At 60.0% G+C, this 12,053-nt stretch carries 13 protein-coding genes; 3 read left to right on the top strand and 10 right to left on the bottom strand.

Annotated features, from left to right (window positions below; genetic code table 11):
* Positions 1-5 precede the first annotated feature (5 nt).
* A complete protein-coding gene (locus tag IEX01_RS10305; protein ID WP_188723797.1) occupies positions 6-1,046 on the bottom strand; it encodes an aldo/keto reductase in 1,041 nt (346 codons plus the stop codon).
* A gap of 178 nt (positions 1,047-1,224) precedes the next feature.
* Between IEX01_RS10305 and yghX the strand changes: the two genes are divergently transcribed.
* Both yghX and IEX01_RS10315 read left to right on the top strand, forming a co-directional pair.
* Entirely contained in the window at positions 1,225-2,112 is an 888-nt protein-coding gene (gene yghX, locus IEX01_RS10310) for a YghX family hydrolase (RefSeq protein ID WP_188723798.1), read from the top strand.
* A 182-nt stretch (positions 2,113-2,294) separates the two neighbouring features.
* Positions 2,295-3,398, top strand: coding sequence for a mechanosensitive ion channel family protein (locus IEX01_RS10315; protein ID WP_024556890.1), 1,104 nt, complete (start codon positions 2,295-2,297; stop codon positions 3,396-3,398).
* Between the two features lie 30 nt (positions 3,399-3,428).
* Here IEX01_RS10315 and IEX01_RS10320 read toward each other — a convergent pair whose 3' ends face one another.
* The 8 genes from IEX01_RS10320 to IEX01_RS10355 all read right to left on the bottom strand — a co-directional run bounded on the left by IEX01_RS10320 (position 3,429) and on the right by IEX01_RS10355 (position 10,333).
* Positions 3,429-4,376 (bottom strand): sensor domain-containing diguanylate cyclase, encoded by a 948-nt coding sequence (locus IEX01_RS10320; protein ID WP_188723799.1) that lies wholly within the window; start codon positions 4,374-4,376, stop codon positions 3,429-3,431.
* 99 nt (positions 4,377-4,475) lie between these two features.
* Complete coding sequence (locus IEX01_RS10325) at positions 4,476-5,366, bottom strand: DMT family transporter (RefSeq protein ID WP_035896645.1); 891 nt, start codon at positions 5,364-5,366, stop codon at positions 4,476-4,478.
* Complete coding sequence (locus IEX01_RS10330; protein WP_029696845.1) at positions 5,363-6,190, bottom strand: sugar phosphate isomerase/epimerase family protein; 828 nt, start codon at positions 6,188-6,190, stop codon at positions 5,363-5,365. The genes IEX01_RS10325 and IEX01_RS10330 overlap by 4 nt, the downstream gene beginning before the upstream one ends.
* A 2-nt stretch (positions 6,191-6,192) precedes the next feature.
* Entirely contained in the window at positions 6,193-6,933 is a 741-nt protein-coding gene (locus tag IEX01_RS10335) for an amino acid ABC transporter ATP-binding protein (protein ID WP_024556894.1), read from the bottom strand.
* On the bottom strand, positions 6,933-7,595 hold the full coding sequence (locus tag IEX01_RS10340) for an amino acid ABC transporter permease (RefSeq protein WP_003031955.1): 663 nt from the start codon (positions 7,593-7,595) through the stop codon (positions 6,933-6,935). The genes IEX01_RS10335 and IEX01_RS10340 overlap by 1 nt, the downstream gene beginning before the upstream one ends.
* 43 nt (positions 7,596-7,638) lie before the next feature.
* Positions 7,639-8,394 (bottom strand): substrate-binding periplasmic protein, encoded by a 756-nt coding sequence (locus IEX01_RS10345; protein ID WP_024559997.1) that lies wholly within the window; start codon positions 8,392-8,394, stop codon positions 7,639-7,641.
* Between the two features lie 65 nt (positions 8,395-8,459).
* The gene (locus IEX01_RS10350; protein ID WP_024559996.1) at positions 8,460-9,290 is read right to left on the bottom strand and encodes a PfkB family carbohydrate kinase; all 831 of its coding nucleotides are present in this window, start codon (positions 9,288-9,290) and stop codon (positions 8,460-8,462) included.
* 5 nt (positions 9,291-9,295) lie between these two features.
* Entirely contained in the window at positions 9,296-10,333 is a 1,038-nt protein-coding gene (locus IEX01_RS10355) for an SIS domain-containing protein (protein ID WP_024559995.1), read from the bottom strand.
* Positions 10,334-10,563: 230 nt separating this feature from the next.
* On the opposite strand from IEX01_RS10355, the gene IEX01_RS10360 reads away from it, so the two are divergent.
* Positions 10,564-11,661: a LacI family DNA-binding transcriptional regulator gene (locus IEX01_RS10360; protein WP_024559994.1), complete on the top strand. Its 1,098-nt coding sequence runs from the start codon at positions 10,564-10,566 to the stop codon at positions 11,659-11,661.
* A gap of 15 nt (positions 11,662-11,676) precedes the next feature.
* On the opposite strand, the gene IEX01_RS10365 is transcribed toward IEX01_RS10360, so the two are convergent.
* Positions 11,677-12,033 carry a TehB family protein gene (locus tag IEX01_RS10365; protein WP_024559993.1) on the bottom strand — a complete coding sequence of 119 codons (357 nt, stop codon included), beginning with the start codon at positions 12,031-12,033 and terminating at the stop codon, positions 11,677-11,679.
* Positions 12,034-12,053 lie beyond the last annotated feature (20 nt).

A 12,053-nucleotide genomic window follows, 5' to 3' on the forward strand; every position in this document is an offset into this window, starting at 1 on the left:
TGCGTTTATTTATCCGACGACGCCTGCCAGAGGTTCAGCTCGCCGTCGGCGACATGTTCGTCGATTTTCGCAAGCTCCTCAGCGCTGAACGACAGGTTCGCCAGCGCCTGCACATTCTCTTCAATTTGCTCGGGGCGGCTTGCGCCAATCAGCACCGAGGTGACGCGCGCATCTTTTAAGAGCCAGCTGAGCGCCATCTGCGCCATGCTCTGACCGCGGCGCTGCGCCATCTCGTTCAGCAGCCGCAGGCTGTTGAGGTTCTGCTCCGTCAGCATGTTTTCCGTCAGGCCGCGCGCTTTTTTGCCTTCATACTGCATGCGCGACCCTTGCGGAATGCCGTTGAGGTATTTACCGGTCAGCAGCCCCTGCGCCAGCGGGGTGAAGGCGATGCAGCCCGCGCCGTTGCGCTCAAGCGTCTCCAGCAGCCCGCTTTTATCCACCCAACGGTTCAGCAAGTTATAGGAAGGTTGGTGGATCAGCAGCGGCACTTTCCATTCGCGCAGCAGCTCCGCCATCTTTTGCGTACGTTCCGGCGAATAAGAGGAGATGCCGACATAGAGCGCCTTGCCGCTCTGCACCGCCTGCGCCAGGGCGGCGGCGGTCTCTTCCATCGGCGTGCTTTCATCAACGCGGTGCGAGTAGAAAATATCGACATAGCCCAGCCCCAGGCGTTGCAGGCTCTGGTCGAGGCTTGCCAGCAAGTATTTACGCGACCCGCCGGCGCCGTAGGGGCCCGGCCACATGTCGTAACCCGCTTTGGTGGAGATAATCAGCTCATCGCGATAGGGCGCGAAGTCGGTTTTCAGCAGGCGGCCGAAATTCTCTTCCGCGCTGCCGGGCGGTGGGCCGTAGTTGTTGGCGAGGTCGAAATGGGTAATGCCCAGGTCAAACGCTTTATGCAGCAACGCGCGCTGGGAATCCAGCGTGCTGCCGTGGCCGAAGCTGTGCCACAGGCCAAGCGACAGCGCAGGCAGTTGCAGCCCGCTGCGGCCGCAAAAACGGTATTGCATCCGCTCGTAGCGGGCAGGGTCGGCAAGGTACGGCATGGTTTCTCCTTCTTCCAGAGTTATTATTTGAAACGTTGTTTCTATATTAGCGAGTCGCCGGGAGAGGACAAGCGCGCGGCATCATACATTTGGCTGATAATGCGCCGCGTCTTTAGGTAATTTCCTGCGCATGTGCTTCGCTTATAGGGCCGAATCGCACTGAAAGAAGGGAGCGCCCATGACCCGCCTGACCGCCAAAGATTTTCCCCAGCAACTGCTCGATTACTACGACTACTACGCCCACGGCAAAATCACCAAGCGTGAATTTTTGCAGCTGGCGGCGAAATATGCCGTCGGCGGCATGACGGCGCTGGCGTTGTTCGACCTGCTCAAACCCAACTACGCCCTGGCCCAGCAGGTGGAGTTCACCGACCCGGATATTTATCCGCAGTATATTCACTACCCATCGCCCAACGGCCACGGGCAGGTGCGCGGCTATCTGGTGTTGCCGAAGAAGGCAAACGGCAAAGCGCCCGCCGTGGTGGTGGTGCACGAAAATCGCGGTCTGAATCCCTACATTGAAGATGTGGCGCGCCGTGTGGCGAAGGCGGGTTTTATCGCGCTGGCGCCGGACGGTCTTTCTTCCGTGGGCGGCTATCCGGGCAACGATGATGAAGGGCGGGAATTGCAGCAAAAAGTCGATCCGCAAAAGCTGATGAACGACTTTTTCGCCGCCATTGAATTTATGATGCAGCACGAAGGGGCGTCCGGAAAGGTAGGCATTACCGGCTTCTGCTATGGCGGCGGCGTGGCGAATGCGGCGGCGGTGGCGTATCCTGAACTGGCCGCCGCAGTGCCTTTTTACGGACGACAGCCGCCCGCGCAGGATGTCGCGAAAATTAACGCGCCGCTGCTGCTCCATTATGCTGAACTCGATACCCGCATCAACGAAGGCTGGCCTGCTTACGAGGCGGCGTTGAAAAAAGCCGGGAAAACCTACGAAGCTTATATCTACCCTGGCGTTAATCACGGTTTTCATAATGATTCCACGCCGCGTTATGACAAGGCGGCGGCGGAACTCGCCTGGAACCGCACCATCGCGTGGTTCCATCAATACCTTGCCTGAAATATCTCACCTCGCGCCTGTCATATAACCGAAACAGGCGCGAAATAATTGCGTGACGTTATTATGACAATCCTGCGTTTCTGCCTGGAATAAGCCGAGTCTCAACGGCAGGCAAATCGCATTGTCTATACTGAAAGGCGCGTTTGGCCTGAGTTTTATATTTTTCATTAAGGGAGAACAGAATGGAGATACTTCAGCAAACCAATTTTATACGGTTACTGACCTCGCCGTCATTCTGGACCAATGTGTTGCTGGTTGTCGTTATTACAGCGGTGACCTACTGGGTGGCGAATAAGATCCTGGCGGTGCTGCATAAAAGAATCGCCAACTGGACGAAAGACCATGAGAGCGCCGCGCTTTACCACGTTTTTCTCGACGTTATCAGTAAAACCCGCAAAGCGTTAATTCTCATCGCCGCCTTCTTATTCAGCCTTCAGTTTGTCACGCTGTCTGACCGGCTGCACAGCCTGATATCCCACGCCTGGTTTCTGGTGCTGGCGCTGCAAATCGCCATGTGGCTCGATCAGGCCGTTCAGTCGTGGATGCGCCATTCGCTGCTGCGGCCCGGTCTGCACCGCAACCCGGTCACGCTGATTATTCTTGGGTTGATGATCCGCGCGCTTATCTGGTCCATTATGCTGCTCTCTATTCTGGCCAATGCCGGAGTGGATATTACCGCGCTGGTGGCAAGCCTCGGGGTTGGCGGTATCGCCATTGCGCTGGCGGTGCAGACGGTATTAAGCGACGTATTCGCCTCGCTCTCTATCGGTTTTGATAAACCGTTTGAAATTGGCGACTTTATTGTCTTTAACGATGTTTCCGGCACCATTGAACATATCGGTTTAAAAACCACGCGTATTCGCAGCTTAAGCGGCGAACAAATAGTTTGCGCTAACGCCATTCTGCTCCAGCAGACAATTCACAACTATAAGCGCATGCAAACTCGCCGAATTGTTTTCACCTTCGGCATTGCCTATTCCACGCCGCCGGAAAAAATCCGTAAAATTGGCCCGATGGTAAAAAATGTTATTGAAAGTATTAAAGAGACGAAATTCGACCGCGCCCACTTTTCGGTATTCGATCAGGATCGCTTGACCTTCGAAGTGGTGCATATTCTTAATACGGCCGATTACAATAAATATATGGATATTCAGCAGGAAATTAACCTGCGTATTATGGAAGAGCTGGAAGCGTTGGGTGTGAAGCTCGCTATTCCGAGCCGAATTATTATTCCAGCCGAACAGCCGGAAGATGAGCCGCAGGAGCAGGAACGCCTGCGCGCTTAAAACATGAAGGGCGGCAATCCGCCGCCCTGTTTATTCCGCCAGCGCCACGCCGTTTTTCCCGGCGTGTTTTACGCGGTACATCGCCTCGTCGGCGTGGCGCAGCGCCTCGTTAAAATCCTCATCCCGCCGCACTTCATAAATGCCAATCGAAGCGCCAATCTGCGCCGTGCCGTTATCCAGCTCAAACGGCGTAAGCGCGGCGTCCAGGCAGCCGCGCGCGGCGGTGTCGGTCAACGGATGGCGCAGGCTGAAGGGCAGCAGCAGGATAAATTCGTCGCCGCCAAGCCGGCCGATTTCTACCCCCGGCGGGCAGGCTTCGCGCATGCGCTGAGCAAGCTGAATAAGCACCACGTCACCGCTGCGGTGGCCGAGCGTGTCGTTCACATGTTTAAAGTTATCCAGATCGATAAACGCCACGCTGAGCGGCCCCTGCGGCTGTAAGGCGTCAAAGCGGCTTTGCAGCGCGTGACGGTTGGCGAGGCCGGTTAGCGGATCGTGGTTCGCAAGCTTTGCCAGCTGCGCTTCATACTGTTTTTCTTTGGTCATGTCGATATGCGTGCCGGTCACTTTCAACGGGCTGCCTTCGGCATCCCATTCGGTGACGCGCCCGCGATCGAGCACCCAGGTAACGGTGCCGTTTTTATGCTGCATGCGGTGCAGCGCCTCATAAAAAGGGGCTTTACCCTCAAGGTGGTTATAAAACGCCGCCAGCACCATCGCCCGGTCTTCCGGGTGCAGGTGCTCGCGCCAGACGTCAAAGTGGGCGCTCAGCTCTTTAGGCTGATAGCCGAGCATCGAGCCCCAGCGGCGGTTATAGATAATCAGCTTGCCGCTGGGAATATCCAGTTGCCACAGGCACAGGCCGGTGCCGTCCAGCGCCGCGCTAAGCTTGTGACGGGCGTCATGGGCGATTCGCTTTAACCGGGCGTTGTGTTTTTTCAGGTTCTGGATCTGCTGTTTGAGCGCGAGTTCGGACATCGATAAGCATTATGAATAAATAATGCCCATTTTTGGCAGGAGTGATTGAGCTTGTAAATATGGCGTGAAAAATAAGATACCCCCGCCCGCAGGCGAGGGTCAGGCGCGGACGTGACGCTCTCTGGCGACCGTCAGCGCCAGCAGGATAAGCAGCGCGCCGCCCACCTGCGACAGCGTCATCACTTCGCCATACCACAGCGCCGAGAAAACAGCCGCCCACACCGGCTCCATCAGCATGATGAGCCCGCCGTTGGGCGTATAGGCCAGCCGCTGCGCATAGTTTTGTAAAAAGAAGCGCAGGCAGGTGGGAATGAGAATGCTGAGCGCAAGCCATGTCCAGGCGGGGGCATTGAGCGCGGTGGGCCACGGCTCGAGCCACAGGCTCACCGGCAACGCCAGCAGGCCCACCGCCATCATCTGCATGGCGGCGAACAGCACCACCGGCTGGTCGGCGGCGAAGCGGTTATTCAGGCTGAAGTAAAAGGCGAAAATCGCCGCCGCGCCAAAAAACCAGAGCTGGCCCGCCTCGAACTGCCACTGGAGAAAGCCGTTGCCCACCAGTAGCGCAATGCCGGGCAGGGCGAGCAGCAGGGCGAACCCGATGCGTTTCGACAGCGCCTGGCGGAACAGCAGCCACCCTGCGAACGGCACCAGCAGCGGCCCGAGGCAGGTGAGAAACGCGCCAACGCCCAGCGCGGTCGTGAGATGCAGCGCCACAATCCAGCACATCATCGAGCCGCAAATCAGGCTGCCGATGGCGAAGGCGGGCCACAGGCTGCGCCGCCATTCGCGCCGGTCGGCGGCGGGCGCCGCCAGGCCCAGCAGCAGGCCGCCCGCCAGAAAGCGCACGGCGATAAAAAAGACCGGCGGCAGCGCGCCGAGCGCCTCTTTGGAGAAGATCCAGCCCGCCCCGGCGCAGAGCGTCACCAGCAGCAGCAGGCTTTCGCTTTTGCGCGCAGGCAGCATGGCCGCGCCGCTTCGCGCCATCATGCGAGCGCGTCGCGCAGGAACGCAATGCTCTGGCGCATCGGCTCAAGCGGCTCCTGCCAGTAGCGCCCGCCGGCTATCTCAAGCGACAGCAAACCGTTATAGCCGCCTTCGCGAAGGGCGCTGAGGTAGCTTTTCAGCGGCAGGTTGCCGTCGCCGAGCGCCAGATGGCCCGCAGGGGTGCCGTCGATAAAATGGCAGTGGCGCAGCTTCGGCCCGAAGGCGTTGAGATAATCCGTCACGCTGTCGCCGCCCACCGCCATGCCGACGATATCCAGCGCCGCGTCAAGCGCAGGCGAACTGACTTCGTTAACCAGAGACGCCAGTTCATGCACGGTGCTGGCGAGGTTGCTTTCGCGCGGCTGCAATACCTCCAGCACCAGCGTCACGCCGCGGCTTTCCGCAAGGTGCGCCAGCTGTGCCAGGGCGTCCACCGCGCGGCTGCGCGCCGCGGCGGGCTCATCCTCTTCATAACCCCAGCCTGGGGTCATAAACAGCAGCGGCGACCCAAGGCTTTCGCATATCTCCAGGCTACGGCGGAAATAGTTAATGCTGTACTCCCGCTGCTGCGGGTTTTCGGCGGCGATATTGACCGGGTAGACGCACTGCTCCGGCGTGAAACAGGCGAGCTTCAGTTCGCGCGCCGCCAGTTCCCGTCTGAGTGTTTGCAGGTCCGCTTCCTGCACGGTGTCGATATGCAGGTGCGGCGCAACGCCCCACAGTTCAAACCACTGCACGCCGAGCGCGGCGACATCGTCCAGGCAGTGGTTCAGCCGGTAGTGCGAATAGGTAAAGTTGGTGGCGCAGATATGGCTGGCGTTAAGCATGATTATTCCTCGCTGATGGGGTTGAGCACGCGTTGTAAAAACTCGCGGGTGCGCGGGTGGGAAGGATTGGTCAGCACCTGGCGCGCCGGGCCTTCTTCGGTCACCACGCCGCCATCGATAAACACCACGCGGTCGGCCACTTCGCGGGCGAAGGCGATTTCGTGGGTTACCACCACCATCGTCATCCCCTGATTCGCCAGCTCGCGCATCACTTTCAGCACGTCGCCTACCAGTTCCGGGTCGAGCGCCGAGGTGGGTTCGTCGAACAAAATGGCCCGAGGGCGCATCGCGAGCGCACGGGCTATCGCCACGCGCTGCTGCTGGCCGCCGGAGAGATCCTGCGGGTATGAATGCGCCTTGTGGTCCATCCCCACCTGTTTAAGCAGCTCCATGCCATATTCCCGGGCGGGGCCGGGGCGCTCGCCTTTGACGTAAATCGGTCCTTCGGTGACATTCTCCAGCACCGTGCGGTGCGGGAAGAGGTTAAAGCGCTGGAAGACCATCGCCACCTCGCCGCGCACCTGGCTTAGCGCGCGCTCGCTGCCGTCCACCCGCACGCCGTCGAAAATGATCTCACCGCTCTGGTAGTTCTCAAGCCCGTTGATGCAGCGCAGCAGGGTCGACTTGCCGGAGCCGGAAGGGCCGATGATGCAAACCACCTCCTGGCGGTTGATGGTTAAGTTGATGCCGTTCAGCACGTGCACCGCGCCGTAACTTTTATGGACGTTGCGATATTCAATCATCAGTGGCTCCGACGCTTGTTCATGGCGTGTTCCACCCGGCGGCACAGCCACATCAGCGGCCAGCACATCACCAGATAGAGCAGGGCGACCAGCGTGAAAACGGTGGTGTTCTGGAAGGTCGCCGAGGCGAGCAGCTTCCCTTGCAGCGAAAGTTCCGCCACGGTGATGGTGGAGGCGAGCGAGCTGTCCTTGAGCATCATCACCATGGTGTTGCCGTAGGAGGGCCAGATAATCTTGATGGCCTGCGGCAAAATAACGCGGCGCATCATCAGGCGCTTCGACATGCCAAGCGTCTGCGCCGCCTCGATCTGCCCCTTGTCGATAGCCTGAATGCCGGCGCGGAAATCCTCCGCCTGGTAAACCGAATAGGCGATGCCGAGGCCGATAATGGCGGCGGTCAGCGCCGACATCTCGATACCGATATCGGGCAGCACAAAGTAGATATAGAAAAGCTGAACCAGCATCGGGATGCCGCGCAGCACGTTAACCACCGCGCCGCTCACCAGGCGCAGCGGACGGTGGGCCGAAAGGCGCATCAGCGCCCACGTCAGCCCGAGCAGGGTCGAGAGGATAAGCGAACAAAAGGTAACCAGTACCGTGTATTTCACCCCCTCCACCAGGATGGGGAGGGCGGTGGCGCTGAAGGTAAAAAAGTCGTTCATCGCGGTTCCTGTCACGGGGTATCAGGGGCTGCGCCCCCTTGTTTTAATTAAGCTTCCACTTTTCCAGCAGCGCCGTAATCTCACCGTTGCTCTGCATGGTGGCGATGGCTTCGTTAAGCTTCGCCAGCTGCTGCGCTTCGTCCTTGCGCACGCCAAGCCCGAGCGAGCCCGGCAGCACCGGCTTGTAGCTTTTCACCAGCCGCACGTTGGGATATTCGCCAAGCGAGAGGTAATAGGCCATGGAAGGGGTATCGCCAAAGCCCGCTTTGATGCGCCCGGCGTTCACGTCTTTCATGATGCCGGTGAGGGTGTCGTAAGCTTTCACATCCTTGAAGATGTTGGCCTGCTTGAGCGGCTCGATAAAAATCGTGCCCATCTGCGCGCCCACTACCGCGCCCGGCAACTCTTTAAAGGAGGTGTAGTCTTTGGTGTCCTCTTTACGCACGATCATCCCTTCGCCGTAGCTATACACTGGCGTGGTGAAATCGATCACTTTTTTGCGCGGCTCGGTGATGTACATGCCGGTGGCGATAAGGTCTATCTTGCCGGTGCGCAGCGCCGGAATAAGCGCCGAGAAATCCATCGCCTTAAATTCCACCTCATAACCCGCGTGCTTTGCGGCCTGGCGGGCGATATCCAGCATAAAGCCGTCCAGCTCATGGGTTTTCGGGTTCAGAAAGGAGATGGGAATGCCGTTGGCTTCGGTGCCGACCACCAGCTTTTCGGCGGCCCCGGCGGGTAAGGCAAGCGAGAGTGCGGCCAACAGCGCTACTGAACAGGCTAAGGTTTTCATCTTCATGTCTTGCTCCACGTAAAAAAGGTTGGATTGCAGCCCGCCTGCGGCGGCGCGTTATGGCATTGCGACTACGGTTGTTGTTTTGCCTCCGGCGGCAACGGCGTTAGCGGCACGCCGCTGCCGAATGCGCCGAGGCGTTCGCAAACCCGCGCCGAGGCGAGAGCCGCATCGTGCGCGGCGTCGGCAAGCGTCGCCCCCTGGCCAAGCTTCACCAGCAGCGTGGCGATAAACGCATCCCCCGCGCCGAGGCTGTCGACAATCTGCGTCGGCAGCGCGGGCTGGCGGTGGCGTTCGCCCCGGTGGCTGATAATCGCGCCGTCCGCGCCCTGCGTGACCAGCACGGTGGCGACGCCCGCCGCGTGCGCGTTGGCAATCAGCGTTTCAATCGCCTGCGGCGTGCTGCCGCTGCGCGAAAAGGTGGCGACCTGCACCCAGCGAAGCAGCGGCTCGGCCCAGGCGTCGTCGCGCGAGCCGAAGTCGAACGAGAGCGGCGCGCAGGCGGCAAGCTGGGGAAGCTGCGCTTCCAGCCCGCTGTAATCGCTGGTGTGCAGCAGGTCGAAGCCCGCAAGCCACGCCAGGTCCGCCTCGCTCAGCCGCAGCTGGTAAGGCGGCGGCACGGAGCCGACGAAAAAGCGGTTGCCTTCGGCGTCGATATCGATTTGCGAAAGCGCGTTAAAGCTTTCGTTGATCCGCACGCGGCTGATGTCCACCCCTTCAGCGCAAAGCGCGTGGCGAATCACGCCCGCCGGAATATCGTTGCCGGTGATGCCGAGGTAGGCGGCCTGCGCCCCGGCCTGGCGGCCAAAAACCGCGAAGTTGAGCGCATTGCCGCCCGCGAACATCAGGTCGCAGTGCAGGTAGCGGTCAATCACGTTGTCACCCACTCCACAAATTCGCATAGCTATCAATATTCCACTTTGTACATGTAACGGCGGTCGTCGAGAGAGTGGCCGGTGTGATGCTCCAGGTGATCTGCAAGACGCGTGCCCATCAGGCCCAGCGCGATAGCGGCGAAGCGCGCTTTCACTTCTGGCGCCGCGCCCGGCAGGGTAAAGCCAGCGGCGTCAAACACATGGACGTTTTCGGTGTAGCGGCGGGCGAAGTCGATGGCGCGCTGCGTCATGGCGCGGCTGTCGTCATCGGCGTGGAACACCACCAGATGCGCACCCGGCAAAATCATCTCAAACGGGCCGTGGCAGAAATCCCCCGCCAGCACCGGGGTGGCGTTGCGCCACTGCATCTCCATCAGGTAGCAGTAGGAAAGCGTGTAGGCCGCGCCGTAGTTCGCGCCAGCGGCGGTAACGTAAATATCGCCGCCCTTCGCGATGGATTTCGCAATGGCGTCGCCGACGGCTTCTTGTTTATCGAGGTACTGCTGCAGCGCCGCAGGCAGCGCGGGCAGGGCGGCGCGCCAGGCGCTGACGTCCACGTTATCCACGCGCTCCAGCAGTTCAATCACCAGTTGCAGCAGCAGAAGCTGTTTGCCTGGCGTCACGGTGCGCGGGCTGTGGTAAACCAGCGCGGTGTCGGCGGTATTGGCGAGCGGCGTGTTCAGCTCCTGGCTTAGCGAAACCACATACGCGCCGTAAGATTTCGCAAAGTCCGCCGCCTGCGCCGTTTCCGGCGTGGCGCCGGAGTGCGAGGAGAGGATCACCAGCGACGACGCCCCCAGACGAGCAGGCGGCAGCGCCATAAACTCCGCCGCGTTCAGGTTCCACGCCTGAAGCGTTTTACTGTGGCGGCAGAGCAGGGCGTGGGCATGCACAGAAGAAGAGAATGAGCCGCCGCAGCCGACAAAATAGATATCTTTCAGCGGGCGGGAGGCGACCGCCTCGGCGATGCCGGCGATGGCGTTTTTCTGCGCCAGCACTTTCTCAAGCGTCGGGATGAAGTCCGCTTCCAGCGGGCGCAGCGGCAGTGAAGCTGTGGTGTTTTGCGTCATGTTGGTTTACCTGTCCGTCTCGGTTGTTATGGGTGTGATAACGTTATCAGTCCGTCTGCAAAATAAACCCGCGATTTACAGCAGCGGGTGGATTATCCTAAAATGAGAGAACGTTATCACACGGTGAATAATTCGCCGGTGTTAAAAAATTGTCAATGATCTTTTTCTTATGATTTCGCCGGAAATCGATAACCTCCGGGAACAGAAAAGCGGAGCAGACAAGACGTCTTATGAACAAGAAAAATAACCGAATCACCGTGAAAGACGTGGCGCGCAAGGCGGGAGTTTCCACCGCGGCGGCGGGCCGGGCGCTGGGAGGTTACGGCTACGTCAGTGAGGAGCTGCGTGAAAAAATCATGCGCGCCGCCGAAGAGCTGGGCTATGTGGCAAACCAGGTGGCGCGGGCGATGATCACCGGCAAAAGCCAGACTATCGGCGTTGTGGGCGCGGACATCAGCAACCCCTTTTTCGCCGAGGCGCTGCGCGGCATCAGCGATATTGCCCGTCGCCACGAGTTCGGCGTGCTTATCACCAGCAGCGACGAAGACGTGCCGCGCGAGCAGGAGGCGGTGCGCATTCTGCTGGAGAAACAGGTGGACGGGCTTATCGTCTCGCCTGCCGACATCAACAATTGCCGCCACCTCGACCAGGCCATCGCCCAGGGCATTCCGGTGGTGCTGCTCGACCGTAAGCTGCCGACGCTCGCCGCCGACGCGGTGCTTATCGATAACGTGCACGCCAGCCGCGAAGCCACGCGCTACCTGCTAAGCTGCGGCCATCGCCGCATCGCCATCATCACCGAGCTAAGCTCGGACTACGATACGCAACTGGCGCTGGAGCCGGAGAAGTTTGCGACGATCAACGCCGACCGGCTTAACTCCAGCGGCGCGCGCCTGCTCGGCTACCTGCTGGCGCACCACGAAGCGGGCGTGGCGGTGGAGAAAACCTTAATCCGCCGCACCGGCAAATACTGCGCCCAGCGCGCATTTGAAGAGACGCTGGCGGTGCTGGACGACGCCGCGCCCACGGCGGTTTTCGCGGTGGATAACGTCATGACCCAGGGCGCCTGGCGCGCGGTGCGCGAGCGCGGCATCGCCGTGCCGCAAAAGCTCTCTTTCTTCGCCTTCGACGAACTCGACTGGCTGACGCTCACCACCCCGCGCATTTCCACCGTCGCGCAGCCGATTCACCACATGGGCGTGCATGCCGCCGAGCTGCTTTTCAGGCGCATACGTGAGACAGATTTGCCTGTCTCATGGCAAACGTATCAGGTGGAGATGAAGCTGCGCGAGTCGGTGGCGACGATCGCGGTGAAAGTAAAAGGATAACGTTCTCCGACGCGCTTAGCGCCGGTGCGTATTCACCACCTGGCCGATGCCTTCGCCTTCCAGCGCGTGCGCCGGGTCGGCGAAGAAGTCGATGTTGAAGTACGTCTCATCTGTCAGCAGCTCGATGCGGTGCCAGTACTGCGGCGGGCTGATGCCGAAATGTCCGGCTTCGATAACCACTTCGATTTCCGGCGTTTCGTCATGCTGGTGGTGAAAACCGATGTATTTCACCGCGCCTGCCATCACCGAAAGACGGCCGTAAACCCCTTTTTTGGTGTTGTGGTGGGTAAGCAGCGCCTGCGGCACCGTCTCTTTGTTCCAGAACGGGGTGGAACGGGTGTGACGAAAGTGGAAGGGAATTTGGTGTGCCATAATTTTCTCCTCGGGAAAGG

This window comes from Franconibacter daqui, from assembly GCF_014644275.1.
Taxonomy (GTDB): Bacteria; Pseudomonadota; Gammaproteobacteria; order Enterobacterales; family Enterobacteriaceae; genus Franconibacter; species Franconibacter pulveris.

Bases quoted from the DNA above. Each gene is read 5' to 3' on its own strand.
- IEX01_RS10305 (WP_188723797.1), bottom strand. From the start codon at position 1,046: ATGCCGTACCTTGCCGACCCTGCCCGCTACGAGCGGATGCAATACCGT.
- yghX (WP_188723798.1), top strand. From the start codon at position 1,225: ATGACCCGCCTGACCGCCAAAGATTTTCCCCAGCAACTGCTCGATTAC.
- IEX01_RS10315 (WP_024556890.1), top strand. From the start codon at position 2,295: ATGGAGATACTTCAGCAAACCAATTTTATACGGTTACTGACCTCGCCG.
- IEX01_RS10320 (WP_188723799.1), bottom strand. From the start codon at position 4,376: ATGTCCGAACTCGCGCTCAAACAGCAGATCCAGAACCTGAAAAAACAC.
- IEX01_RS10325 (WP_035896645.1), bottom strand. From the start codon at position 5,366: ATGATGGCGCGAAGCGGCGCGGCCATGCTGCCTGCGCGCAAAAGCGAA.
- IEX01_RS10330 (WP_029696845.1), bottom strand. From the start codon at position 6,190: ATGCTTAACGCCAGCCATATCTGCGCCACCAACTTTACCTATTCGCAC.
- IEX01_RS10335 (WP_024556894.1), bottom strand. From the start codon at position 6,933: ATGATTGAATATCGCAACGTCCATAAAAGTTACGGCGCGGTGCACGTG.
- IEX01_RS10340 (WP_003031955.1), bottom strand. From the start codon at position 7,595: ATGAACGACTTTTTTACCTTCAGCGCCACCGCCCTCCCCATCCTGGTG.
- IEX01_RS10345 (WP_024559997.1), bottom strand. From the start codon at position 8,394: ATGAAGATGAAAACCTTAGCCTGTTCAGTAGCGCTGTTGGCCGCACTC.
- IEX01_RS10350 (WP_024559996.1), bottom strand. From the start codon at position 9,290: ATGCGAATTTGTGGAGTGGGTGACAACGTGATTGACCGCTACCTGCAC.
- IEX01_RS10355 (WP_024559995.1), bottom strand. From the start codon at position 10,333: ATGACGCAAAACACCACAGCTTCACTGCCGCTGCGCCCGCTGGAAGCG.
- IEX01_RS10360 (WP_024559994.1), top strand. From the start codon at position 10,564: ATGAACAAGAAAAATAACCGAATCACCGTGAAAGACGTGGCGCGCAAG.
- IEX01_RS10365 (WP_024559993.1), bottom strand. From the start codon at position 12,033: ATGGCACACCAAATTCCCTTCCACTTTCGTCACACCCGTTCCACCCCG.